Here is a 24,441-nt window from a genome sequence, read left to right as displayed (position 1 = left end):
GGTTCTACTCTTTCGCTGCGGCGACCAGGCGCCTGAGATAGGCAAGATCGGCGCGGACCTTGTCGAGCGCCTGTTCCCGGGGGACCCGGTATTGGGAATGCACCGAGAGCACACCGGCAAATCTGGTGGCGACCAGATGCGGAATGATTTCGTTCCAGGGCACCATGCCCTCGTCGAGCCCGTACCAATCCGAATGCCATACCCGCTGGCCGCCGGCGCGTTCAGCGCCGGGAAACCAGCCGCCGTTCTTGACGCCCATGCAGCAGAACCACGGGTCGAGCAGGTCGAGGGTTACGCGCCAATCCTCGCCTCCCTCGCGAACGATCTGATTGGCCGGATCGGGATAGGCGCCGATCCTCCCCGGATCGCGGCCGGTGAGCAATTGCCTCGCGAGCGCGCCGGAGCTGTGCAGGGTGCCGCCATGCAGCTGGATGGTCAGCTTGATGCCGAACCGTTCGGCGAGCGCTTCGAAACCGTCGAGATCACGCCACGCTTCATCGACCTGCACCGTCCAGCGCCGCGACGGATCATAACGCCAGAAGCCGAGCCTGATCTGCCCGATACCGGCCTCGCCGCAGCAGCCGATAAGCCGTGACGTCGAGTCGTCAGGCCGCGTGGAATCGATCGTCGCCATCGGAGTGCGCACCCCCGCCGCGGCAAAGAGCTTTGCGGCCTCGACGATTTCCTCGGGCCTGTCAGGGGAGACGGCGTGACCCTCGCGGACGAGAAGATCGGCGCAGTCGAAGCCCAAAGCGGCGGTGATCTCTGCCGCTCTTTCGAGCGGCAACCCCTCCAGCGTCTTGGTAAAATAGGCGATATCCATGGCTCAGATCCGGAAGCGGCTGCTCATGCGGGCGAGACGCAAAGCTCGCTGCGGCGGCCGAATGCGTCGCGGGCGCGGACCGCATAACGCTCCCCTGGTGGTGGCGACATGTGCAGGAATGCCGTCGAGAGCAGTGGGACGGGACTGACCTTTTCAAAAGTTCCACCGTCGGTGCTGGTCAGAACATCGTAGAAGATGGCAGGACTGGCATCACCGGCAGCCCAGAACAGCATACGCTCTTCCCGGCCGCCGAGACCGAGGTAGCGTTCGACGACGAGGCCGGTCGGTGCAGCCGGAGCCGTGCCGATATCGGGAACGACAAGCACCTGCGTCAGCGACGGCAACGGTATATCCATATCGACGCTGATCCGTCCCTCGTCGCATTCGACAGTGCTGATCGGATGCAACAAGGCGGGTTCCTGCGCGCGGCGCAGCTCGGCAAACTGCGCTTCATTAGGTTCGGGCGGCGCGCCGACTGGCTCAAAAGGCCCTCTCGGATTGCGTTCGTCACGCTGGGCCTCCCAGACCTCCATTGGATTGGTGAATTCCTCGTCGATGCGCAGCAGGCAAAGCGCGTGGCGGCCAGGAACCAAGCCGCTCACTTCGAGACGAACGGCGGTCCGGCCCGAACGGTTGATGGCATCGACGCTGTGGATGAGACTGATGGAAACGCCGCCACCCGGCAGCCGCGTTGGCAGGATCGCCAGACCGTCCTGGTCGGGCGTAAGCGGCGGTTCGGCCGTCACCTTGCAGACGGTATCGCCGAGCGTTGCCAGCATTTCCATCGATGTGAGGCCGGGCTTCTTGACGATGTCGAAGGGCGGCGCCCGATCGACATCCGTGACCAACGTCTCGAGATCGGTTTTGTGCTCCCACTGCGCCTTGGTGAAATTGCGCGGGCCGAAATAGGCAAAGATCGTGCGCTGGCTCCAGCCACCGATAAAGGCGTTGTCATTGCTGAGGAAGGCGAAATCCGCCGCCTTCGGGGCGATGATGCGCCGGTCGTGCTGTTCGATGATGCGGGCGATGATGCCGGCGTAATAGGCCTTGCCGTGCCAGCTGTGATGATCGCTCCAGCCGAGCTGCGGATCACATTCGTCGTTGACGATGGGCAGGCCCGCAAGGCGCGGATGGTGTTCCTTGAGATAGTCGACGACGAGAAGCGTGCGGTCGACGATGGCGTTGGTTTTCGGCGTCAGGTCGTCCTTGCTGCCGTTGACGCCCTTTTCGTGGATCGAAATGTAATCGAGGCGCGGCGGGCCATTCCCGATCAGGCAGCTCGCGCCGTTGTCGCAATGGGCCATGAGGGCACGAAAGATCGGCGAGAGCGTACGGGCGGTGCCCGGCCCGCCCATCGGCAGGCCCGGATCGACGGCATCGAGCCCGGCGACGCAGGCGTCGTAATAGTTGGTGTAGCCCTTGATCCCGTAGGTCCACCAGCCGGAATCGGCCTCGTTGGTCGTTTCGAAATACCATGTGCGCAATTCGTCCATGCCGTAACGCGCGCCGTAACGATCCGCCGTCGCTGTGACGAGATCGCGCCAGCGCTTGACCTGATCCATGTCCTCGTAATCGGTGAACAGGCCCGACGGGTTGCCCATAAGCTCGAAGAACGGCTTCAGCCGGTGTTCGATCATCACGTCGAGCGCACGGTCGAGCAGAGACCAGTCATAGCCGGCTCCGCCGGTCGAGCGCAGCAGATTGTAGAGGTAGTGCACGCGCAAATACCGGATGCCCTCGTTCGGCAGAGCGCCGATATAGGCGAGCATCTGGCGCATCTCGGGTTCGAGCAACAGCTCGGCCGGTGAAAAGCCGGTGCCGCGCCAAAACCGGTTGAAGGGGCGCACTGCTTCGCCGGCATCGACGCTTATTCGCGTACGTTCACGCATGGATCATTTCTCCTTGAACGGAAAGGCGGCAGCAAAGGCCAAGGCCGGATTATTTGAACTTGTCGCGCATCGCATCGATGCCGGGGATGGTCTTTGTCAGATGCTGATGGGCGGGATCGAAACGCTGGATCAGCCCGCGGCGGTGCTTGCCGACGAGGATGGTGAAGATATAGCCGCGATGCCCCGGGGAGGTGACCGTCGGGTGGTAGCCCCGGTCGAGCAGGAAGGTGTCGCCGTGGCGGGTCATCAGGATCTTGACCGGGCCGTCCTCGTCATAGGTAATCTGGCTGCCGAAGCCGGTCTCGGGCTGGAAGCGGTAGTGATAGAGTTCCTCATGCAAGGTCTCGGCATCGCCGTCTTCGGTGTCGTGCTTATGGGGAGGATAGCCCGACCAGCAGCCCTCGCCGGCGTAGAGTTCGCTGACCAGGAGATTGCCGCAGCGTCCATTCTGCCGTTGGCCGAGCAGGTGGACGATCCGTCGCTGGCTGTGCGTGTCGGACGATCCGACATTGACCGCATCGACCTCATCGGGTGTCACCCGAAAGGGGGCGTAGCGCATGTCGCAGAGGCCGCCGGCGATGGCGACCTCGGCCGGTCCGCCGTGAGCCGATATCCGGACATTGGCGCCGACCGGCGCGTAAACCGAGTCCGCATCGCCTCCCCAGATATCGGCTCGCCGGCCCACCGCTTCGAACATGATGTCATCCACTTCGATATCCACCCGACCCGACAGCACGACGCAGAGGCTTTCGTGCGCAGGCAGCCGCCGGGTGTCCTGCTCGTTGGAGGCGAGCGTGACGAGATCGAAGTAGATGAGATCGAGCGTCTTGGAGGAGGTATCCACAATAGGACGCTGCTCGGAGCGTGGAATGAAATCGGGCATCAGTTGAACTCCGGAACGGTACGGTCGGCAAAGGGATTGAGGTTCAAGGCTTCGGCGTGATGGCAGGCGACGGCGTGCCCATCATCAGTGACGGTGCGCAGAGCCGGCGCCTCCTGCCTGCAAAGCGCAGTGGCGTAGCGGCAGCGCGGATGAAATGCGCAACCGGGCGGCGGATGGGCGGGATCGGCAACCTCGCCCGCCAGCCGGATGCGCTGGCCATGACGGCGCAGCCGCGGATCGGCGATCGGCACAGCCGAGAGCAGCGCTTCGGTGTAGGGGTGGAGCGGGCGCGAAAAGATCTGCTCGGTCGGCGCCTTTTCGACGACATGGCCGACATACATGACGGCAATATTGTCCGAGATGTGCCTGACGACCGAGAGGTCGTGGGCGACGAAAAGATAGGTCAGGCCGAACTGTTCCTGCAGATCCTGCAGCAGGTTGATGGTTTGCGCCTGCACACTGACATCGAGCGCCGAGACGGCTTCGTCGGCAATCACCAGGCGCGGATTGGACGCCAGCGCCCGGGCGATGCCGATGCGCTGGCGTTCGCCACCCGAGAAAGCATGGGGATAGCGGCGCATATATTCGGGGCGCAAACCGACGCTCCGCATCAGATCGGCGACGCGGTGCTCGAGTTCCCGGCCCTTGACGATGCCGTTGACGCTCAATACCTCGCCGATGATGTCGATCACGGGAAGGCGCGGGTTGAGCGAGGATTGCGGGTCCTGGAACACCATGCGCAGGTCGCGGTGGATGTCCTTGAGGGCGGGGCCCGACAGCGCCGCGAGGTCCACGGTGCCGCCACGGCGGTCGCGATAGCGGATTTCTCCGCCTGTCGGCCGATAGATGCGCAGGACGGTGCGCGCAAGCGTCGACTTGCCGCAGCCGGATTCGCCGACGATTCCGAGCGTCTCGCCGTCTTCGACGCGAAGCGAAACGCCGTCGACCGCCTTGACATGCCCGACCACCTGCCGGAACGCGCCCTTGCGGATGGGGAAATGCATCTTGAGATCGTCGAGTTCGAGCAGCGGGCTGCGTGGCGTCGCCGAACCGGTCATCACAGTCCTCCCTCGTAAAGCAGACAGCTGGCGACATGCCCCTCGCCGATGACGACGGATTGGGGATCGCTTCGGTCGCAGAGGCCGCCCCTCGCCTGCTTGCATCGCGGATGAAAGCTGCAGCCCTCTGGCCGGGCAAAACGCGAGGGCACCATGCCTTCGATGACCGCGAGCCGTTCGCTCGGCTGGCCGTGCATAGGCGGCACGGATTGCAGCAGCGCCTTGGTGTAGGGATGAGCTGGTGCGTGGAAGATGGTATCAACGTCGCCCGCCTCCACGACCCGGCCGACATACATGACGACGACCTCGTCGGCGATCTCGGCCACGACGCCGAGATCATGGGTGACGAACAGCACGGAGAGCCCGAATTCGGCCTGCAGCGAGGCGAGCAGATCGAGGATATTGGCCTGGGTGGTGACATCAAGGGCGGTGGTCGGCTCGTCGGCGATCAGGAGCTTGGGACGGCAGGCGAGCGCCAGCGCGATGCAGACGCGCTGACGCATGCCGCCGGAAAACTGGAATGCGTAACTTTCCATGCGTTCGGCCGGACGGGGAATCCCCACCAGCGCCAAGGTCTCGATCGCATGTTCGCGCGCCTCCTTCTTTCCCATCTTCAAATGCAGGCGGATCACCTCCACCATCTGGTTGCCGATCGTATGGACGGGGGAAAGCGCTGCCATCGGCTCCTGACTGATCAGGCCGATCTGGGCGCCACGGATCGCCCGCATGTCGCGGCCGCGCGGGTCGAGCCTCGCCAGATCGATGGCCGGCGCCGCCGGATCGGGCCGGTAGCGGATCGCACCCGAGACGATCCGCCCGCCGCGCGGAACCTGATTGAGGATCGAGCGGCCGGTAATGCTCTTGCCCGAGCCGGATTCACCGACGACGCAGACGGTCTTGCCGCGCGGGATCGAAAAGGAGACGCCGTCGACCGCCCGGATCGTGCCCGCACCGCCGAAGAAATGGGTCCTGAGATCATCGACTTCGATTAGCGGATCGCGATCGGCGCGGCGCTCGCCAGCTGCAGCGAAGTTGGAGTCAGTATTCATAGGGATCTGCAGCATCGCGTAATCCATCACCAAGGAAATTGAGGGCGAGCACCGTGACGATCACCGCGATGCCCGGAAGAAACAGCCAGGGCGCGCTCGATACCGCGAGGATGTTCTGCGCTTCCTGGAGCAGCACGCCCCAGCTGACGACAGGTGGGCGCAGGCCGATGCCCAGGAAGGAGAGCGCGGTTTCAGCGAGGATCATCGTCGGGATGGCGAGCGTCACCGAAGCGATGATGTGGCTCATGAAGGAGGGAACCATGTGCCGCCAGATGATGCGCATTCGCGAACAGCCGTCGAGGCCGGCGGCGATCACGAAATCCTCGGTCTTCAGCGACAGGAAACGGCCGCGCACCACTCGCGCGAGGTCGGTCCAGCCGATCAGCGACAGGATGACCGTGATCCAGAGATAGACCAGGATCGGATCGGCGCTGATTGGAACGGCAGCCGCAAGGCCCATCCACAGCGGAATGGTCGGGATCGAGTTGATGAGTTCGATAGAGCGCTGGATCACATCGTCCACCCAGCCGCCATAGAGGCCGGAGATCCCGCCCAGGACGATACCGAGAACAAGACTGATCGCCACCCCGATCAGGCCTACCGACATCGAAACACGGGTGCCGTGCACCGTCCGGCTGAAGACGTCGCGGCCGAGACGGTCGGCGCCGAACAGATAGAATGGCTTGCCGGTCTCGGTCGGGCCGATAAGGTGGCGGTCCAGATCGATGAGCCCCCAGAGTCGATAGGGTTCGCCCTTCACGAAGAAGCCGACGGGAATGACGACGGCCGGATCGGGCACGTAGGTGCGGCTGAGCGCGATCGGATCGACTTTCATCGAATAACCGTTGACATAGAGCGGATGAAATCCGCCCGCCGCATCATAGCCGGCGAACCTCAGCTGCTGGGGTGGCGCGTAGGTGTAGCGGGAATCGTAGGTCTGCGACGAAACGGGAGCGAGAACCTCGGCAAACAGGGCGACGAGGTAGATCAGGAAGATGACGACGCCTGCCGCGAGCGCGAGCCGATGACGGCAGAAGCGCCACCAGATGAGCTTCCACTGCCCGGCCATGGCGTCGGCGTGGCGTACGGGTTCGGGTGACAGCGCGAGGGCTTGATCGGTCATTTTTCTGTCCTTCAGCCGTTGCGGATGCGGGGATCGAGCCAGGCGAGCAGCAGGTCCGAGATCAGCGTGCCGATCAGGGTCAGCATGCTCATCAACAAGATGAAGGTGCCGGCCAGATACATGTCCTGGGCAAACAGCGCATTGAGCAGCAGCGGCCCCGTGATCGGCAGGCTGAGGACGATCGAGACCACCACCGAGCCCGAGACGAGGTGCGGCAGCACCCAGCCGACTGTGGAAACGAAAGGGTTGAGCGCCACCCGCACCGGATATTTGAGCAGCAGCCGGATTTCGCTGAGGCCCCGGGCACGCGCCATGTCGACATAGGGCTTGTTGAGTTCGTCGAGCAGGTTGGCGCGCATGATGCGGATCAACGCCGCCGTGGCGCCGGTGCCGAGCACGACGACCGGAATCCACATGTGAGAGATGAGATCGCCGAGTTTGGCCCAGCTCCAGGCGGCATTGATATAGTTGGGTGAAAACAGCCCGCCGACGCTTTGGCCGAAATATTGCGCCGAGACGAACATCAGCACGAGCGCCAGCAGGAAGTTCGGAATGGCGAGGCCGAGAAAACCGAAGAAGGTGGCGACGTAGTCTCCCACCGAATATTGCCGCACCGCCGAATAGATGCCGATCGGAAAAGCCACGGCCCAAACGAAGAGCAGCGTGGTGACCGAGACCACCATCGTCAGGCCCATGCGCGCCCAGATCAGCTCGCTGACCGGCTTGTTCCAATCGAGTGACTGGCCGAAATCGCCGCGCAGCAGGATGCCGCTGATCCATTTCCAATATTGAACCGCCCATGGCTGATCGAGGCCGTAGCGCTCGCGCAGGCCGGCGATAACGCTTGGATCGATCGTTTCGTTCTGCGAGGCCAGACGCGCGGTCATCGCGGTCAGGAAGTCGCCCGGCGGCAGCTGGATGATGATGAAGGTGACGACCGAGATCGCGAACATCATCGGGATCATGTAAAGCAGACGTCTGATGATGAAGCCGGCCATGTTCAAGCTCCTTCGACCGGCGGTCGCCGATCGGATTGGTGATTGGGCGGGGCTGGTAGCGGAATGGCGCCGGCGGGCGCCATTCCGGCGATCACGTGTCTTATTGCTGGTAGTAGAAGGTTTCAGGCTTTGCCGGTCCCGGCGTCATGTAAAACGACGTGCTGGGGATGACCTTCGGCACATTGTGCATATTGGTCTTGACGATGCCGACACGGTCCGGCTCCAGGTTCGTGCCGATGACGTAGAACTCGTCGCGGGTGATCGCCAGCAGCTCCTTCATGGCGGCGAGCTGCTTTTCCAGCGTCGGGGCTTCCTGCACCTGCCGGTAGAGATCCATCTGCTTCTTGGCGGCCGGGCTCGGTTCCTCAGCATTCGGATCCTTGGGGTTCTGGTAATAGAGACCCCATGCCGTCGCGAAGCTCGATTCATATTCGTGCGGGAAGTACCATTTGGGATCGAGCAGACCGAGGAAGTCGTAGCCGCCGCCGCCGACCCACCCCAGACCGTCATTCTCGTTGTTCTGCAGCCGGGAGAAGATCAGCGACCGTTCGGCCGGGCGCGGCTGCATGTCGATGCCGACGGCCCGCCAGTAGCGCTGGATCATCTCAAGCGCGTCAACCTGGATCGGGCTTCCGGTTAGCGCATCGATCGCAAAGGTGATCCGCTTGCCGTCCTGGCCGAGGCGAAAGCCTTCCGCGTCACGTTTGCTAGTGCCGGCCTTGTCGAGATACCGATTGGCGAGGTCGACGTTATATTCCAGATACTGCGTCGCCATCTTCTCGTCGTAGAGCGCGGTGCCTTCGCGGGGTGCCGCCTGATAGGGCTTGGCCTGCCCGGCATAGATCAGCTGGTTGAGCTCCTCTCGGTTGATGGCGTAGCTGAGGCCAATGCGGAAATCCTTGTTGGAGAAGACGGCCCGCAGCGCCGGATTCTTGTGGGTCTGGTTGAGCGTGATCAGCAGCGCATTCGACCATGCCGGCCGCGCGATGAAGAGGCCGTAGCCGCCCTTCTGCTGGTTCTGCACAATCACGGTGCGGGCATCGGTCGTCTCGATGAAGCGGTTCTGCATGTCGATTTCACCGCTGATCGCCTTCAGGATGATTGCCTGGGTATCCTGCATCACGTCGATGGTGACGCGATCGAAATAGGGCAGCTGGTTTCCTGCGGTATCCACCTTGGCGTAGTACGGATTGCGCTCGGCCACGACCTGGGTCGTGCCGTTGTAGGGCGCGGTCAGCACCCAGGCGTCGAGCGTCGGGCGGCCGAGATCGCGCCAGCGGCCGGGAAAGCCGATCTTGTTGTTGAAGAGCTGGACCCAGTCGGTCGCGCCTGCTGCCTTCACCAGGGCGTCGATGCCGTCGGGATTGAAATCCTTGTGGAACTGCTTGAGGTAATGCGCCGGCGCGGCTGCCAGAATGTCTGAGCCGCGCACGGTCGCCATGTTCATCAGGAACAGGCCGTTCGGCGCTGCAAACTTGAAGACGACCTTGTCGTCGGCGAGCTTTTCGACCTTGACGGTCTGCCCGCCGGCGGTCAGCCAATCCGGTGCGGCAGGCGTGATCTTGGTGTTGCGCAGCACGTTCTCGTTCCACCACACCAGATCGTCGGCGGTAAAGGGTTCACCGTCCGACCAGCGTGTGCCTTCACGCAGGGTGAAGGTATATTCGGTCGCATTGTCATTGACCTCGACGCTCTTGGCGATGTCGGGGATCACCTCGGTCCATTCCGGATTCCAGCGGACCAGGCGGGTATAGCCGATCGAACGCTCGATCTCGCTGTCGCCGCCGCCGAAGGTCGCCGTGCGCCAGGTGCCGCCATAGATGCCGACCGATTCCAGCGGCGTAAGCACCAGAGGGTCCTTGGGCAGGCGCTTTTCGACCGGCGGCAGCTTGCCGGCATCGACCAGCGCCTTCAGTTCCGGCGACTCTTCAAAGCCGAAGGCGGCGCCGGCCCAACCGGCACCGACGAGGATCGCCGCCGCAACGGTCGAAGCGACCTGCCGCCGTAGAATTCTGACGTGCTGCATTCCTTCCTCCCAATATTCCGCCTAGGTTATCGTTAACGTATTCTCCTCTTCTGGGAACGTTATCGTTACCGTCAAATCTTGTCAAAGAGATTCTGATCACTGTATCAGGCCCATGCCTATCTTGGCTTTCCCGGAAATTATGTTAGTTATCGTTATCGTAAGTTCCCCGCTATTTAAGAGACAGTCCCGTTGAGCCGCGCCAAAGAGCCAGAATCCAAAATAACCATCGCCGATGTCGCGCGCGCCGCAGGGGTATCCCCGATGACGGTGTCGCGCGTGCTCAACGACCAGGGCGGCGCCAGTGCGGAAACAACCCAGCGCATTCTCTCGGCGGCGAACGAACTCAATTACCGGCCCAATCCCTTTGCGCGCGGATTGCGGTCCGACCGGTCGAAGACCATCGGCCTTCTCGTTCCAGACATCACCAACCCGTTCTTTCCCGAAGTCATCAGGGGAGCCGAGGATGCGGCAAGTGCTGCCGGCTACAACCTGCTTCTGTCCAATGTCGTCGAGAACAGCAAGCGCGAGGGAGAACTCATCGAAGCGCTGTTGCGCCATCGGGTCGACGGGATCATCGTCTGCAGCGCGCGGCTGCCGGATGCCGCTCTTCACAAGGCGCTCGCGCCTCACCGCGCCGTGGTGCTGATCAACCGCGAAGCTCCAACGGAGATCGCGGGAACAATCGTCACGGACTACGAGACAGGAGCATCGCGCGCCATCGATCATCTGGTCGAGCGCGGACGGCGCAAGATCGCGATCATAGCGGGGCCGCGCAGCTCCTTCGGCGGCAAGAGCCGCCTTGTCGGTTTCCGCAAAACGCTGGCAGCCCATGGGCTGAAGGCGCAGGGCATCGTCTATTGCGATCCGACGGCGGCAGGCGGACAGACGGCTGCAGCGCAATTGCTGGCGGAAGCGCCCGGGATCGACGCCCTCGTCTGCTATAACGACCTCAATGCGATCGGCGCCATGAAGGCCTGCCGGGCCGCCGGCATTTCGATCCCCGGTGAGATCGCGCTCATCGGTTTCGATGATATTCCGACAGCCGAACTGCTGTCGCCGGCGCTGACCACGTTGCGGGTGCAGAAACGGGAAATGGGAGAGGAAGCCGTGCGCCTGCTGCTCAGCCGCATCGCCACCAAGAACCGTCAGCACGGCATCGTCATCGTCCCCGAACTCATTGTCCGCGAAACGACCTGACTCCAATCCCAATAGGAGGAATTCCCCATGGATGCCGACAATCTGCAGTCACTGGCCTTGCCCGAGGAGAAGAAGGCCTGGTTCGTTCACGATCGGTTCGGCATGTTCGTGCATTGGGGACTTTACGCCCTGCCGGCGCGCCATGAATGGGTGAAGAGCCGCGAAGAACTTGATGACGCCGACTACCAGAAATATTTCGATCATTTCGACCCCGACCTCTACGACCCCAGAGAATGGGCGAGACGGGCGAAGGCGGCGGGCATGAAATATGTGGTGCTGACGACCAAGCACCATGAGGGATTCTGCCTCTGGGACACCAAGGCGACCGACTTCAAGGTGACCAACACGCCTTACGGAAAGGATCTGCTGCGGCCTTTCGTCGACGCCTTCCGCGCCGAAGGATTGAGGATCGGCTTCTACTATTCGCTGATCGACTGGCATCATCCCGACTTCACGGTCGATCCGCGCCACCCGCAGCGCAACCATCCCGACGCGATGAGGATCAACGAAGGCCGCGATATCAGCCGCTATGCCGCTTTCATGCGCGAGCAGGTGCGTGAGTTGCTGACCGAGTTCGGGCAGATCGACATCATGTGGTTTGATTTCAGCTATCCCCAGTGGAAGCTCGGAGAACTGGTCGGCAAGGGCCATCGGGACTGGGAAAGCGAGAAACTCGTGCGCCTGGTGCGCGAGCTTGCCCCCGATATCATCATCAACAACCGGCTCGACCTTGCCGGCCTGCAGCCCGACATCGTCACGCCGGAGCAATATATGCCGCGCGCCTGGCCGAAACGCGACGGCCGGCGTGTCGTCTGGGAGGCCTGCCAGACGCTGAGCGGCTCCTGGGGCTATCACCGCGACGAGGACACCTGGAAAAGCACCGAGCAGCTGGTGCAGATGCTGGTCGGCACCGTTGCCATAGGCGGCAATCTTTTGATGAATGTCGGGCCGACGGCGCGCGGTACTCTCGACCATCGCGCACTCGCCGCCCTTGCCGCTTATGAAGAGTGGATGGCGCTGCACGAGCGCAGCATCGTCGGCTGCACCCAGTCCGATTTTACCGCGCCCCCCGATTGCCGGCTGACGCAGAATGGCGACCGCCTCTACATCCACATCTTCAACTGGCCCTACAAGCATCTGCATTTCGATGCGCTGGCGGGCAAGATCGAATATGCGCAGTTCCTGCATGACGGCAGCGAGGTCACCTGGCTGCAGCCGTCCGCCAATACGCTATGGGCGAACACGCAGTTCCCCGTCGCCGAGGACGAACTGACATTCGTCCTGCCGGTGCGCCGACCCAAGGTCGTGGTTCCCGTCATCGAGGTCAAGCTCAAGACCGCGAGCGCTGCCGGCATTCAAGACTGAGATGCAGCGCCCATCCCGACACAAAAGCGATGAATCACCAAGGCTTTTGAGGGCCTGATCAGAGCCACCGAGACGAAAGCTTCATGCGGCGGCCCCGAGATCAAGGCCGTCGTTCAGGTCCGGATATCATCGCGGGAAGACGGATGCGCTACCGGCCCGGTGGGTAAAATGTGCTTGATGACCTCGAATGTGCAGCAATGCCTTCCCGCTTGAGCTCGGCGAAAGCCCGATGGAATTTCGCGCCAGGATTGGCTAGCAATGACTACCCGAATAAATTGCAGCGGAACCCACAGGCATATAGGAGCGACAATAATGGTGAGCACGCCACCGACCATCGCTGAGGGAAAGCATACCGACCCAGAGATTGCCGCCTCGGGCGAGACAGGATTCAAGTCCGATCCGGTAAAACGTTTTGACGATTTGGAGAAAGGCGGAAGACTTGCGGGCCTTCATGGGGTCGTCGCCCTTCGCGGCGGCCGTATCGTCTTCGAGCGGTATAACGACGGCAACGATATGAAATGGGGGCAGTCGCTCGGGAATGTCCGATTCGGGCCGGACACACTCCACGATATCCGATCCGTCACGAAAAGCATCGTCGGCCTGCTCTATGGCATTGCACTTGAAGAGGGTCGCGTGCCGGGGCTTGACGAGCCGATCGTCGCGCAGTTTCCGGAATATGCCGATCTTGCCGGTGATCCACAGCGCAGGCGCCTGACCATCCGGCATGCCTTGACGATGACCCTTGCTATGGAGTGGAACGAAAACCTGCCCTACACCGATGCGGCCAACAGCGAGATCGCCATGGAACAGGCGCAGGATCGCTATCGCTTCATCCTCGATCGGCCGATCCTTGCGGAGCCGGGACGGGGTTGGATCTACAGCGGCGGGGCTGTTGCATTGCTTGGCACGATCATTGAGCGAGGCACCGGTCAATCCTTGCCGGCATTTGCAAGCGAAAAGCTGTTCTCTCCTCTCGGAATCGACACCACTGAATGGATCCGGGGCCAGGACGGCAAAGCGTCAGCCGCGTCGGGCCTGCGGATGGCGCCGCGCTCGCTCGCCCGAATCGGGCAGATGATGTTGGACGGCGGCAGAACGGACGGTCGTGCTGTCGTTCCCGAATCCTGGCTTGAACAGAGTTTCCAGCCGGCCGCCATGGTCGATATCGGTTGGCCGGGAATGCATTACGGCTATCTGTGGTATCTGGGCGAGGAGGCCATCACGGATAGAACAGGAACCTATGGCGAGCGCTTCATCGCCGCACTTGGGAATGGCGGGCAGCGGCTCTTTGTTTTCCCGGGCCTCGACTTCGTCCTTGCGATTGCCGCCGGCAATTACGATTCTCCCGACCAGTGGAGAGCACCTGCCGCACTGTTGTACGAGGTATTTCTGCCCAGCCTGACGGCCACCTGAAAAGCCGCGCCGCCTGAGCGGGCGGAGATGGCTCCCGCTCAGGAGAACGGCTCGCTCGGTCCCGTCGCCGGATGGGTGAACCAGCGCGGACCTTCGGCGGTCATATAGATATGGTCTTCCAGCCGGATCCCGAATTTTTCGGGAAAGACGATCATCGGCTCGTCGGAAAAACACATGCCGGCGGCAAGCGGTGTATCGTTGCCACGCACGATATAAGGCTCCTCGTGAATCTCCAACCCAAGGCCATGGCCGGCGCGATGCGGCAGTCCCGGCAGGCGATAGTCAGGCCCGAGAGAGTGTTTGGCGAGCACCTTGCGGGCGGCATCGTCGAGGCTCGAGCAGGGAGCGCCGATCCGGGCTGCGTCGAAGACGGCCTGCTGCGCCTCGCGTTCGATCCGCCAGGCGCGTTCGAAGGCGCTGTTGCCGCCATCCAGCACGTAAGTCCGGGTGATATCGGAATGATAACCGTCGATGCGGCAGCCTGTATCGACGAGAATGACCTCGCCCTCGGCAAGGATCTGGTCGCCGTCAGCGCCGTGCGGAAGCGAGGTTGCCGCGCCGAAGGAGACGATTGCGAACGTCGAACCGTCGTCAGCGCCGGCGAGGCGATGCTGCCGATCGATGAAATCGACCACCTCGGATGATCTGAGGCCTGGCTTCAACAGCGCATGCACCTGTTTATGGACGTCGAGCGTCAGGTTCATCGCATATTGGATGAGAGCGATCTCCGCATCCGATTTGATGCGACGCAGATCGCGGATCAGCCGCCCGCCGTCAGAAAGCCTTTCGGCGCCTGCCACCGCTGCCAATGCGTGATAGAAGAAAAGCGGCAGACCGTCGTCGAGGGCAAGCGCGCCGCCCTGACCGACAAGCCGCAAAATGAGGGCAGCACTGCTCTCTTCCTCTTCCCAGACCAGGATTTCCCCGGGCAGATGCGGCAGGGTTTCGACACGGCTGCGCTCGAAGCCCGGAACGATGTAGACGATGGCCGTGGGCGTCACGAGCGCACCGAGGAACCTTTCGCTCGGATGCCAGACAAGCCCGGTGAAATAGCGCAGGCTCTCGGTCGGCCCAAGAAGTATCCCGGCCAATCCTTCAGCTTCGATCCTCTCCCGAAGCCTCGACAGACGGAGCTGCTTTTCGTCGTCGGTGATGCGGGGTACGGGATGCTGCCACGACATATCGTTTTCCTGTTCTTCCTGCGCTCGGCTCAGCCGCTTCAGGATAAGTTGATCGCTACCGGCCGGTCGAGGTCGCGAGCGATATAATCCTGAATCTGACGGACGATCTGCGCGGCGTGAGCGATCGCCAGCTGGTCGGCGCGCTCAGCGTCGCCGGCCTCGATCGCGGCGATTATTTCCTCATGTTCGTCGACATACTGGCGCGGCAGGCGGTCGTCGAATGTCGAATAATAGAGGCGAAGGATGCGCCGGCCTTCATCGAGCAGCCTCGCAAAGAAGGTGGTGTAGTAGGAATTGCCGGCAAGCTCGGCGATTGCGACGTGAAATTCGCGGTTCGCCTCGATCATCGCATAGGCGTCGCGTGCGGCAACAGCGTCGGCGAAGTCCTTCTGGTGCCGGCGGACGGTCTTCATGATGTCACCATTTCGCCGCGCTGCCGCCCCGCGTGTCGTAACCCGGTACATCAGCGTCAGCGCTTCGAAATAGGTGGGCAGGCTTGCGAAATCGATCGGCGCAACGATCGTATTCCGGTTCGGCAGCGTCGTGACCAGCCCGTCGGCGACAAGCCGCAACAGCGCCTCGCGAATGGGCGTCCGCGACATCCCGAAGCGCTCGGAGAGCCGGACCTCGTCAAGCGGACTGCCGGGCTCCAGCGCCATCGACAGGATTTCCCGACGCAGCGTCACATAGACGCTCTGCGTGCCCGAGCCGCGCACCCGCACATTTTCCGCGTCCTTCTCCATCTGCCCATCCTCTTTTATTGGAGCCTTGTATTGCGTTTCGGCCGGCCTCCGCAACAAGATCGTTGTATCTTGTCGACAGTTTGTATATAACGCAACCAATTTCAACGGAGTTCGATCGATGACGACAGGATGGAAGGGCGTATTTCCCGCCGTAACGACACAATTTAACGAAGATCTTTCCGTGGATCTCACCGCGACGCAGCGCGTCCAGGACGCGCTCGTCAATGACGGCGTCAACGGGCTGATCGTCATGGGCACGTGCGGCGAGAACAACTCGCTCGACCCCGATGAGAAGCGCACGATTCTGAAAGCCGCCGTCGAGGTGGTCAACGGCCGTGTTCCCGTCGTGACAGGCGTGTCCGAATTCGACACGCGCCGCGCCGTCGCCTATGCCCGCGATGCCGAAAAACTTGGCGCCGACGGCCTGATGCTGCTGCCGGCCATGGTCTATGTACCGAAGCCGGAGGAACTGATCGCGCATTTCCGCACCGTCGCGGAAGCGACCTCGCTGCCGATCATGCTCTACAACAACCCGCCGGCCTACCGCGTCAACATCGGCGCCGACGTGCTGAAGGTGCTTGCCGACGTGCCGAACATCAAGGCGGTCAAGGAAAGCGCGCCGGATCCGCGCCGCTTCACCGATCTCATCAACGCCTTCGGCGATCGCTTCGATATCTTCGCCGGCCTCGACGACGTCGCGTTGGAAGGCCTGATGCTTGGCGCCAAGGGCTGGGTCTCCGGCCTCACCAGCGCCTTCCCGCAGGAATCCGTGCAGCTCGTCGCGGCCGCCGAACGTGGCGATTGGGAAGAAGCCCGCAAGATCTATCGCTGGTTCATGCCGCTTCTGCATCTCGATGCCGAACATGACCTCGTCCAGTCGATCAAGCTCGCCGAGCAGATCATGGGCCGCGGCTCCGAACGCGTCCGCCTGCCGCGTCTGCCGCTTTCGGGCGCCCGTCGCGCCGAAGTCACCGCGATGGTCGAAAAGGCCGCCGCGACGCGCCCGTCGAAAATCGGCAAGGCGGCTTGAGACAACGAAGCCGGCAGCGTGCGCTGCTGCCGGTCCTTCCCACCCGCTAAGCGCCTTTGGCGCTGCCGGAACGGGTCAGGCTGCTGCGGCTGACCAGCGACGGTATCTGGAAAATATGCTCCGCGCTGGTGCGGCCCTCTATCCTGGAAATCAACGTCCGGGTGGCGACCTGGCCGAGTTCCCTGCCCGACTGATCGATGCTTGCGAGATTGACGAGACCGAGCGCTGCGGTCGACGAATTGTCGTAGCCGATGACGGCGAGGTCTTCGGGCACGCGCACCCCCATCTCCATCGCCAGGCTCAAAAGGGTAATCGCGTCGAGATCGCTCCAGCAGAATACTGCACGCGGCCTGTTCTTTCGCGACAGGAATTTTCGCATCGTTTCCTCCCGCTTTGGCTGGGCGATGGGAATTTTGCTGATTGGCGCAGACGACCCGAGCCCGGCGCGCTGCATCGCCCGGCGGAAGCCGATCTCACGCTGACGAACGACGGAGACCTGATGGCCCTCGCGCTCGCCGAGACTGAGCATTTCGATATCGCGGTAGCCGCAGGCAAGCAGCGCCTCCACCGCGATCTCTGCCCCGCACTGGTCGTCGGCATTGACGGTATCGAAGGCGGTGGCGCCGGCATCGTGAAAACCGACGGCGACGATCGGTATCTCTGACGCGAACTTGGCGATAATCTCGGAGGGCAAGCGCGGCGCGACGAGGATCAGACCGTCCATCTTGTAGTCGATCATCGACTCGATCAACGAGGTCTCCAGCTGCACCCGCGCATCGCTGACGCCGATCATCGCCTGATAATGCGAAAGCGCCAGCACGCCGTTCACGCCGGCAATCACCTCCGGCAGGAAGGGATTGCGGATGTCGATCAGCAGTACCCCGATGGTGAAACTGCGGCCGCGCAGGCCCCGTGCCGCCCGCGAAGGGCGATAGCCGAGCTCTTCGATGGCACCGGTCACCTTCGCGCGCAGCCCTTCGCTGACGCCGTAGGCATTTCGCATTACCTTGGAAACCGCGGCGACCGAAACGCCTGCGTGCTTTGCCACTGTCCGGATCGTCACGCGATCATTTCGTTGCAGTCTTTGTTTGTCTTCGATCGACATGAAATCTCTGGGCTGCCCTGCGGGCCGTCACAATCGCCCGCAAAAACACCATGGCAGAGTGGCGGCGAAATTTCTATTGCGCTCCCGAAAAAAATGTAGAACGTTATATGGAGAACGTTCTACATTATCTGGGAGGACCTGATGAACTTTCAGCCGGCAGCCATCAACGGCGATCTCGTTTCGCGCGCCTGGTCGGGGGATATGATCGCACCACTGTCGGACGGCGGTCAGGGAACACAGGCAAGCTTCGTCTCCAAAACCTTCGATCACGATGGCGGCGGACGTCCGGCCGAACTCTTCATCTCGGCGCTCGGCCTCTACCGGTGCTTCATCAATGGCGTCCGCGTCGGCACCGATCTTTTGACGCCGGGCTGGACGAACTATGACGATCGCATTGCCTATCAGCGATACGACGTGTCGAGCCTGCTCAAATCAGGCCTCAACCGGATCGAGATCTGGCTCGCCGACGGATGGTACCGGTCGCCCATCATGTGGGGTGTCAAGGCGATTCCGAACTGCTGGGGCGATAGGATCGGCGCCATTGCGGATCTGGTGGGGACGGCTGGCACCATCCTGTCCACCGATACGAGCTGGCGGAGCGGCCTTCTGCCCATTCTGAAGTCGGGGATCTATTTCGGCGAGATCTATGACGCGCGCCGGGAAAGCCTCGCGGAAACCCATGGGACCGAGAGATTGCCGTTCGACAAGGGGCTGCTCGTCGCCCATGAGACCACGGCGGTGCGGGAGTTGCAGCCGCTCGCCCCGGTCAGCAGCTGGACCGACGAGGAAGGCAGGACGATCTATGACTTCGGCCAGAATGTCGGCGGCTATGTCAGATATATCGTCCGCGGCACGGGCGGCGCCGAAGTGCGGGTGGAGCATTCGGAAGTCCTCGGTCCCGATCGCCATTTCGACAATCGCAACTATCGTGCGGCCGCAGCGCACACGCTCTACACGCTGCGGGGAGACGGCGACGAGACCTATGCGCCGCATTTCACCTTCCATGGCTTCCGCTATGCCAGAGTGACCATCACTGGGAACGCCAAGATCGTTGAAATCGCATCGATCCCGATCTCGTCGGTGCCCGAGCCCGCCGGCGGCTTCACTTCAGGGAACCCGCTCGTCAATCGCCTCGTCGAGAATACCATCTGGTCGCAGCGCGCCAATTTCGTCGAAGTGCCCACAGATTGCCCGCAGCGCGACGAGCGCCTGGGCTGGACCGGCGACGCCCAGGTGTTTGCCGCAACCGCATGCTGGCTGAGCGACAGCCAGTCCTTTCTCAGGAAATACCTGCGCGACGTGATCGCCGACCAGCGCGAGGACGGGGCCGTCTCGCATTTCTCGCCGGACCCCACTCGTCTGCATCCCGCCGATTTCCCGGGCTATGCCGGCTCGACCGGCTGGGGCGACGCGATAGTCGTCATCCCCTGGGTGCTCTACACCCATTACGGCGATCGGGCCGTTCTTTCGGAATGCCTGGATTCCATGGTGCGCTGGGTCGATTTCGTCTGGTCCATCTCGGATGGCCCGATCGTGCGTCCGCCGTCGCACTGGGGCGCCCGCGGCTTCACCTTCGGCGACTGGCTGCAGCCGGTCGGCGACAACAGGAAACCGCGCCCGACGATTGCCGACGATTGTGCGGCTACCCTCTACCACTTCATCTCGACAGACCTTCTGGCAAAAATTGCAGCCGTTCTCGGCGAAGACGCGCTTGAAGAGCAGATGAAACGGCGCGCCGACGAAATCAGACAGGCTTTTGCCAACGAGTTCATCACCCCGGCGGGACGGCTCGCCCATAACGACCAGACATCGTATGCCCTGGCTTTCCTCCAGGACCTGATACCGGCAGAGCATGACGAAGCCGCCCGGCGGCATTTCCGGCAGGTGATCATCGATGCCGACTACAAGATCGGCACCGGCTTCATCGGCACCCCTGCCCTCTTGCCGGCCCTGACGAAGCTCGGCATGGACGATCTCGCCGAAAAGGTCTTCCTGCAGGAGGATGTGCCGGGCTGGCTCTATCAGGTCTCGAAGGGAGCGACGACGATCTGGGAGCGCTGGGATTCCATGGCGCCCGACGGCACCATCTACGAACCCGACATGAACAGCTACAATCACTATGCCTATGGCGCGGTCTGCCAATGGCTGTTCGAATGTGTCGCCGGCATTTCGCCGAGCCCGGATGCGCCGGGGTTTGCCGAGGTCATCGTTGATCCCGCGCCGATCCCCTCGCTTTCGCCTGTTTCGGCCTATCACGACATCAGCCAGGGACGCATCGAGGCCGGCTGGCGCTACGCCGACAACGAGGTCACGTATGTGCTGACGCTTCCAGAGGGCTGCGTCGGCCGTTTCCGGCCCGGACGGCGGCATCGGAACCCGTCGCTTGACGGAAAGCCTGTCACCGGGGAGGCCGTTCTCTCGCCGGGCACGCACCAGCTGGTTTTTTCTCTACCCGATCATTGAAGAGCATCTAGGTCACACCGTTCAGAGGAGGAACGTCATGACACATCGGATAAAGCGCATTCTTGCGGGCGCGTCGGCGCTTCTGGCATTGGCTGCGGCCAGCCCGTCGCAGGCGGAAACCACGCTGTCTTTCCTGATAGACAACAACCCCGACACGGTCGCGGCGGCCGAGGCCCTGGTCGCCGCCTACCAGGCCAAGGCACCCGACGTGACGATCGAGATCGAGCAGCGGCCAGGTGGCGGCGAGGGCGACAACATCATCAAGACGCGCCTGGCGACCGGGGAAATGTCCGATGTGTTCCTCTACAATTCCGGCTCGCTCTTGCAGGCGCTGAAGCCCACGCAGACGCTTGTCGATCTGAGCGGCCTGCCGTCGCAAGCGAAGGTGGACGAAAGCTTCAAGGCTGTCGTCAGCGCCGACGGCAAGCTCTACGGCGTTCCGTTCGGCACGGCGATGGCGGGCGGGATTCTCTATAACAGGAAGATCTACCAGGACCTCGGCCTGTCCGTTCCGAAGACATGGGCGGACTTCATGGCCAACAACGCCAAGGTCAAGGCATCGGGAAAGGTCGCCGTGGCGCAAACCTATCGCGACACATGGACCTCGCAGCTCTTCGTTCTGGCCGACTACTATAATCTGCACGCCGCCGTGCCGAACTTCGCCGCCGACTACACCGCCAACAAGGCAAAATATGCCGAAACACCAGCGGCCATGAAGGGCTTCGAACGGCTGAAGGACGTTCACGACGCAGGCCTGATGAACGAAGACTTCGGCGCAGCAAGCTATGACGACGGCCTGCGAATGGTGGCGACCGGAGAGGCGGCGCATTATCCGATGCTGAGCTTCGCCGTCGGCGCGCTCAAACAGAATTATCCCGAGAATCTGGGCGATGTCGGCTTCTTCGCCCAGCCGAGCGACGATGCAGCGACGAACGGGCTGACGGTCTGGATGCCGCCGGGCCTTTATATCCCGGCTACCAGCCAGCATGCCGAGGAAGCGAAAAAATTCGTCGATTTCGCCGGAAGCGTCGAGGGCTGCAAGGTGATGGTGGAAACCAACGCCATCCAAGGGCCTTCCCTGGTCGACGGCTGCGACCTGCCGGCGGACGTGCCGCCTGCAATCAAGGAGATGCTTCCTTACTTCGAGGCAAAGGACAAAACGACGCCGGCGCTGGAATTCGTCTCTCCGGTCAAGGGACCGGCGCTCGAGCAGATCACCGTGGAGGTCGGCTCCGGCATCCGCCAGCCCGCCGACGCGGCGAAGCTTTATGACGACGATGTGCGCAAGCAGGCCAAGCAGCTCGGGCTGCCGAACTGGTAGAGCGGTCTTTCGGGCCAGTCAGCCTCGCCCGCAAAGGGCGAGGCTCCACCCGATCGAAGAGGGAGCTATGATCGAGACACGCCGCCCCGCGCGCAAATCGCCCTATCCGCTGTGGTTTTTCATTCCCGCCGCCGTCATATATGGCGTGCTGTTTCTCGTTCCCACGATATCGTCCCTTTGGTTCAGCCTGACACGATGGGACCTGTCGACGGCCGAATTCATCGGTCTCGAAAATTTCAGTCAGTTCTTTTCCGAACCCTTCCTGATCCAGGGGCTCGTCAACACGCTGGTCTATGCCGTGACGACCTCGGGTCTGAAGACGGTCTGCGGGCTGCTGCTGGCGGTGCTCCTGACCGGCAATATCTTCGCCCGCGGCTTCCTGCGCACGCTGGTCTTCTTCCCCGTCCTTGTCTCGACGATCGGCATCGGCATGACTTTCACGGTGATGATGCATCCGACCAAGGGCATCATCAATGTCACGCTTGAGGCGCTCGGCATACCAGGGCCGGGATGGCTGACCGACCCGGCGCTTGCCCTTTTTTCGGTGGCTCTGGTCGATCTATGGAAGGGTGTCGGCCTCGCCACCCTGATCTTCATTGCCGGTCTCGCCGCGATCAGTCCCGATTATTACGAGGCGGCGAGAATCGACGGAGCGACACGCCTTCAGCAATTTTTCCGGGTCACCCTGCCGCTCATGCGCCCAGCCACCATCACGGTCGTGACATTGTCGCTGATCGGCGGCCTTCGCTCGTTCGACCTGATTTGGGCAATGACCCGCGGCGGGCCCGGTTTCTCTTCCGACGTGATCGCCTCGGTCATCTACAAACAGTACCAGGCAGGCTTCTACGGCCTGTCGACGGCCGGCAACGTCATCCTGTTCGCGCTGATTGCCGCAATCATCCTGCCACTTACCCTATGGTTCAATCGGCGCGGGGTCGAAGAATGAGAAGCATACGCCCCTATGTGACCGGCGCGATATCGCTTGCCGTCGCCGCCGTTATCTTCGTGATGCCTTTCGTCTTCGTCGCTCTCCAGGCGGTCAAATCGAAATCCGAAGCCTCCCGCCTTGATTTCGAATTGCCCGGACAATGGCTGTTCTGGGACAATCTCGTGGCTGTCTTCAAGGCGCGCGATTATCAGCTCGTGCTCGCCTACTTCAATTCGACGCTGATCACCGTTGCCTCCGTCACCATCCTCATCCTGCTGTCGGCGATGGTGGGCTATGTGATGCAGCGCCGCAGGACCGCCTGGAACAGGGTCGCATCCGTTGCGCTCTTCATGGGCCTGATGATGCCGCCCGCCGTGGTTCCGACGATCGGCCTGCTGCAGGAGATCGGCCTCTTCAAGACCATGACCGGGATGATCCTGATCCAGGTCGCCTACAATCTGTCCTTCTCGACATTGCTCTACCGGTCCTTCATCTCGACCATCCCGCGCGATCTCGACGAAGCGGCGCTGATCGACGGCGCAAAACCCCGACAGATCTTCTTCCGGGTAATCCTGCCGCTCCTGAAACCGGTGACCGTCACCAATATCGTCGTGCAGTCGATCGCAATCTTCAACGATTTTACCAACCCGCTCTATTACCTTCCCGGCAAGGAGAATGTGACGGTGCAGCTGACGCTCTATAATTTCCAGAGCATGTATACGAGCCAGTACAACCTCCTCTTCATGAACATCCTCCTCGTGACGATCCCGCCGCTGATCGTCTTCATCTTCTTCAATCGGCAGATCGTCGCGGGCATGACATCAGGCGCAGTCAAAGGGTAGCAGAATGGCCGAACTCACACTCAAACAGGTTCGCAAGAGCTTCGGCGCCCTCGAGGTCATCAAGGGGATCGATCTGGAGGTGGCCTCCGGCGAATTCGTGGTGTTCGTCGGCCCCTCGGGATGCGGAAAATCGACGCTGCTGCGCATCATCGCCGGACTGGAAGAGACAACGTCAGGCATGCTGACCATCGGCGGCAAGGACGTGACCCACGCCGAACCTTCCGAACGCGGCATCGCCATGGTTTTCCAAAGCTATGCGCTCTATCCGCACATGACGGTTGCGGAAAACATCGGCTTCGGCCTTTCCCTCGCCCGCCGTCCGAAGGCGGAGATTGCCGCCAAGGTGGCTGCCGCCGCCGAAACGCTGCAGCTCACCCACCTCCTGCAGAGAAAGCCGAAAGCGCTCTCCGGCGGCCAGAGGCAGCGCGTCGCCATCGGCAGGGCAATCGTTCGCGATCCCAGGGTCTTCCTGTTCGACGAGCCGCTCTCCAATCTGGACGCATCGCTCCGGGCCCAGATGCGCCTGGAGATTTCCGATCTCCACACCCGTCTGAAATCGACGATGATCTATGTGACCCACGATCAGGTCGAAGCGATGACGATGGCGGACAAGATCGTCGTGCTGAACGGCGGAGCGGTCGAGCAGATCGGCAGCCCGATGGAACTCTACCGCAACCCCGCCACACCCTTCGTCGCCGGCTTCATCGGCAGCCCGAAGATGAACCTCTATGGCGGCGAGACGGCACGACGTTTGAACTGCACGACCTACGGCATCCGTCCGGAACATATCCGCCTTTCCGCAGACGCGGGACAGTGGCACGGCACCATCCGGCATGTGGAGCGCCTCGGCGCCGACGCGATCCTCTATCTCGACGTCGCAGATCTCGGCGAAATGGTCGTGCGCACCGAAGGCGAGACGCCGTTTGTGCCCGGGATGACGGTCTGGGCAAATCCGATCGAGGGTGCGGAACATCGGTTTTGAACGGCGCAGCGCCGGTGACCTG

At 62.2% G+C, this 24,441-nt stretch carries 20 protein-coding genes; 9 read left to right on the top strand and 11 right to left on the bottom strand.

Translation table 11 applies throughout. The features are described from left to right. Positions 1 to 4 precede the first annotated feature (4 nt). The 8 genes from NE852_RS25980 to NE852_RS25945 all read right to left on the bottom strand — a co-directional run bounded on the left by NE852_RS25980 (position 5) and on the right by NE852_RS25945 (position 9,849). Entirely contained in the window at positions 5 to 823 is an 819-nt protein-coding gene (locus NE852_RS25980) for a sugar phosphate isomerase/epimerase (RefSeq protein WP_008530205.1), read from the bottom strand. Between the two features lie 23 nt (positions 824 to 846). Further along, positions 847 to 2,712 (bottom strand): glycosyl hydrolase, encoded by a 1,866-nt coding sequence (locus tag NE852_RS25975; RefSeq protein WP_258156916.1) that lies wholly within the window; start codon positions 2,710 to 2,712, stop codon positions 847 to 849. 49 nt (positions 2,713 to 2,761) lie between these two features. Further along, positions 2,762 to 3,595: a 5-deoxy-glucuronate isomerase gene (locus tag NE852_RS25970; protein ID WP_008530200.1), complete on the bottom strand. Its 834-nt coding sequence runs from the start codon at positions 3,593 to 3,595 to the stop codon at positions 2,762 to 2,764. Next, positions 3,595 to 4,653 (bottom strand): ABC transporter ATP-binding protein, encoded by a 1,059-nt coding sequence (locus NE852_RS25965; RefSeq protein WP_258156915.1) that lies wholly within the window; start codon positions 4,651 to 4,653, stop codon positions 3,595 to 3,597. The genes NE852_RS25970 and NE852_RS25965 overlap by 1 nt, the downstream gene beginning before the upstream one ends. After that, complete coding sequence (locus NE852_RS25960) at positions 4,653 to 5,702, bottom strand: ABC transporter ATP-binding protein (RefSeq protein WP_008530195.1); 1,050 nt, start codon at positions 5,700 to 5,702, stop codon at positions 4,653 to 4,655. Before NE852_RS25960 ends, NE852_RS25965 begins: the two co-directional genes overlap by 1 nt. Then, complete coding sequence (locus NE852_RS25955; protein ID WP_258156914.1) at positions 5,692 to 6,825, bottom strand: ABC transporter permease; 1,134 nt, start codon at positions 6,823 to 6,825, stop codon at positions 5,692 to 5,694. The genes NE852_RS25960 and NE852_RS25955 overlap by 11 nt, the downstream gene beginning before the upstream one ends. Positions 6,826 to 6,836: 11 nt before the next feature. Then, positions 6,837 to 7,823: an ABC transporter permease gene (locus NE852_RS25950; protein WP_258156913.1), complete on the bottom strand. Its 987-nt coding sequence runs from the start codon at positions 7,821 to 7,823 to the stop codon at positions 6,837 to 6,839. A gap of 100 nt (positions 7,824 to 7,923) precedes the next feature. Beyond that, positions 7,924 to 9,849, bottom strand: a complete 1,926-nt coding sequence (locus NE852_RS25945; protein ID WP_008530189.1) for an ABC transporter substrate-binding protein — start codon at positions 9,847 to 9,849, stop codon at positions 7,924 to 7,926. Between the two features lie 189 nt (positions 9,850 to 10,038). Between NE852_RS25945 and NE852_RS25940 the strand changes: the two genes are divergently transcribed. The 3 genes from NE852_RS25940 to NE852_RS25930 all read left to right on the top strand — a co-directional run bounded on the left by NE852_RS25940 (position 10,039) and on the right by NE852_RS25930 (position 13,824). Further along, on the top strand, positions 10,039 to 11,046 hold the full coding sequence (locus tag NE852_RS25940; protein WP_008530186.1) for a LacI family DNA-binding transcriptional regulator: 1,008 nt from the start codon (positions 10,039 to 10,041) through the stop codon (positions 11,044 to 11,046). 27 nt (positions 11,047 to 11,073) lie between these two features. Continuing rightward, positions 11,074 to 12,411, top strand: coding sequence for an alpha-L-fucosidase (locus NE852_RS25935; protein WP_008530185.1), 1,338 nt, complete (start codon positions 11,074 to 11,076; stop codon positions 12,409 to 12,411). A gap of 258 nt (positions 12,412 to 12,669) precedes the next feature. After that, positions 12,670 to 13,824 (top strand): serine hydrolase, encoded by a 1,155-nt coding sequence (locus tag NE852_RS25930; protein ID WP_308821746.1) that lies wholly within the window; start codon positions 12,670 to 12,672, stop codon positions 13,822 to 13,824. A 38-nt stretch (positions 13,825 to 13,862) separates the two neighbouring features. On the opposite strand, the gene NE852_RS25925 is transcribed toward NE852_RS25930, so the two are convergent. Continuing rightward, positions 13,863 to 15,005, bottom strand: a complete 1,143-nt coding sequence (locus NE852_RS25925; protein ID WP_258156912.1) for a Xaa-Pro peptidase family protein — start codon at positions 15,003 to 15,005, stop codon at positions 13,863 to 13,865. A 38-nt stretch (positions 15,006 to 15,043) separates the two neighbouring features. After that, the gene (locus tag NE852_RS25920; RefSeq protein ID WP_008536975.1) at positions 15,044 to 15,748 is read right to left on the bottom strand and encodes a GntR family transcriptional regulator; all 705 of its coding nucleotides are present in this window, start codon (positions 15,746 to 15,748) and stop codon (positions 15,044 to 15,046) included. 118 nt (positions 15,749 to 15,866) lie between these two features. Between NE852_RS25920 and NE852_RS25915 the strand changes: the two genes are divergently transcribed. Beyond that, positions 15,867 to 16,778, top strand: a complete 912-nt coding sequence (locus NE852_RS25915; protein ID WP_258156911.1) for a dihydrodipicolinate synthase family protein — start codon at positions 15,867 to 15,869, stop codon at positions 16,776 to 16,778. Positions 16,779 to 16,824: 46 nt separating this feature from the next. Here the strand turns inward: NE852_RS25915 and NE852_RS25910 are convergent, their stop codons facing one another. Further along, complete coding sequence (locus NE852_RS25910; protein WP_008530178.1) at positions 16,825 to 17,883, bottom strand: LacI family DNA-binding transcriptional regulator; 1,059 nt, start codon at positions 17,881 to 17,883, stop codon at positions 16,825 to 16,827. A 141-nt stretch (positions 17,884 to 18,024) separates the two neighbouring features. On the opposite strand from NE852_RS25910, the gene NE852_RS25905 reads away from it, so the two are divergent. From NE852_RS25905 to NE852_RS25885, 5 genes are all read left to right on the top strand, one after another. After that, positions 18,025 to 20,346, top strand: a complete 2,322-nt coding sequence (locus NE852_RS25905) for an alpha-L-rhamnosidase (protein WP_258156910.1) — start codon at positions 18,025 to 18,027, stop codon at positions 20,344 to 20,346. 37 nt (positions 20,347 to 20,383) lie between these two features. Next, a complete protein-coding gene (locus NE852_RS25900) occupies positions 20,384 to 21,667 on the top strand; it encodes an ABC transporter substrate-binding protein (protein WP_258156909.1) in 1,284 nt (427 codons plus the stop codon). A 67-nt stretch (positions 21,668 to 21,734) separates the two neighbouring features. Continuing rightward, positions 21,735 to 22,613, top strand: coding sequence for a carbohydrate ABC transporter permease (locus NE852_RS25895; protein WP_008530172.1), 879 nt, complete (start codon positions 21,735 to 21,737; stop codon positions 22,611 to 22,613). Further along, the gene (locus NE852_RS25890; protein WP_037172649.1) at positions 22,610 to 23,437 is read left to right on the top strand and encodes a carbohydrate ABC transporter permease; all 828 of its coding nucleotides are present in this window, start codon (positions 22,610 to 22,612) and stop codon (positions 23,435 to 23,437) included. Before NE852_RS25895 ends, NE852_RS25890 begins: the two co-directional genes overlap by 4 nt. A 4-nt stretch (positions 23,438 to 23,441) precedes the next feature. After that, entirely contained in the window at positions 23,442 to 24,419 is a 978-nt protein-coding gene (locus tag NE852_RS25885) for an ABC transporter ATP-binding protein (RefSeq protein WP_008530169.1), read from the top strand. Positions 24,420 to 24,441: the final 22 nt, after the last annotated feature.

Source organism: Rhizobium sp. Pop5, assembly GCF_024721175.1.
Classification (GTDB): domain Bacteria; phylum Pseudomonadota; class Alphaproteobacteria; order Rhizobiales; family Rhizobiaceae; genus Rhizobium.
The sequence above is the reverse complement of the archived record's forward strand: the minus strand, read 5'-3'. Positions and strand labels throughout refer to the sequence as shown.

Excerpts from the sequence above, each read along its gene's own strand:
- NE852_RS25980 (WP_008530205.1), bottom strand. The coding sequence starts at position 823 with ATGGATATCGCCTATTTTACCAAGACGCTGGAGGGGTTGCCGCTCGAA.
- NE852_RS25975 (WP_258156916.1), bottom strand. The coding sequence starts at position 2,712 with ATGCGTGAACGTACGCGAATAAGCGTCGATGCCGGCGAAGCAGTGCGC.
- NE852_RS25970 (WP_008530200.1), bottom strand. The coding sequence starts at position 3,595 with ATGCCCGATTTCATTCCACGCTCCGAGCAGCGTCCTATTGTGGATACC.
- NE852_RS25965 (WP_258156915.1), bottom strand. The coding sequence starts at position 4,653 with ATGACCGGTTCGGCGACGCCACGCAGCCCGCTGCTCGAACTCGACGAT.
- NE852_RS25960 (WP_008530195.1), bottom strand. The coding sequence starts at position 5,702 with ATGAATACTGACTCCAACTTCGCTGCAGCTGGCGAGCGCCGCGCCGAT.
- NE852_RS25955 (WP_258156914.1), bottom strand. The coding sequence starts at position 6,825 with ATGACCGATCAAGCCCTCGCGCTGTCACCCGAACCCGTACGCCACGCC.
- NE852_RS25950 (WP_258156913.1), bottom strand. The coding sequence starts at position 7,823 with ATGGCCGGCTTCATCATCAGACGTCTGCTTTACATGATCCCGATGATG.
- NE852_RS25945 (WP_008530189.1), bottom strand. The coding sequence starts at position 9,849 with ATGCAGCACGTCAGAATTCTACGGCGGCAGGTCGCTTCGACCGTTGCG.
- NE852_RS25935 (WP_008530185.1), top strand. The coding sequence starts at position 11,074 with ATGGATGCCGACAATCTGCAGTCACTGGCCTTGCCCGAGGAGAAGAAG.
- NE852_RS25930 (WP_308821746.1), top strand. The coding sequence starts at position 12,670 with ATGACTACCCGAATAAATTGCAGCGGAACCCACAGGCATATAGGAGCG.
- NE852_RS25925 (WP_258156912.1), bottom strand. The coding sequence starts at position 15,005 with ATGTCGTGGCAGCATCCCGTACCCCGCATCACCGACGACGAAAAGCAG.
- NE852_RS25920 (WP_008536975.1), bottom strand. The coding sequence starts at position 15,748 with ATGGAGAAGGACGCGGAAAATGTGCGGGTGCGCGGCTCGGGCACGCAG.
- NE852_RS25915 (WP_258156911.1), top strand. The coding sequence starts at position 15,867 with ATGACGACAGGATGGAAGGGCGTATTTCCCGCCGTAACGACACAATTT.
- NE852_RS25910 (WP_008530178.1), bottom strand. The coding sequence starts at position 17,883 with ATGTCGATCGAAGACAAACAAAGACTGCAACGAAATGATCGCGTGACG.
- NE852_RS25905 (WP_258156910.1), top strand. The coding sequence starts at position 18,025 with ATGAACTTTCAGCCGGCAGCCATCAACGGCGATCTCGTTTCGCGCGCC.
- NE852_RS25900 (WP_258156909.1), top strand. The coding sequence starts at position 20,384 with ATGACACATCGGATAAAGCGCATTCTTGCGGGCGCGTCGGCGCTTCTG.
- NE852_RS25895 (WP_008530172.1), top strand. The coding sequence starts at position 21,735 with ATGATCGAGACACGCCGCCCCGCGCGCAAATCGCCCTATCCGCTGTGG.
- NE852_RS25890 (WP_037172649.1), top strand. The coding sequence starts at position 22,610 with ATGAGAAGCATACGCCCCTATGTGACCGGCGCGATATCGCTTGCCGTC.
- NE852_RS25885 (WP_008530169.1), top strand. The coding sequence starts at position 23,442 with ATGGCCGAACTCACACTCAAACAGGTTCGCAAGAGCTTCGGCGCCCTC.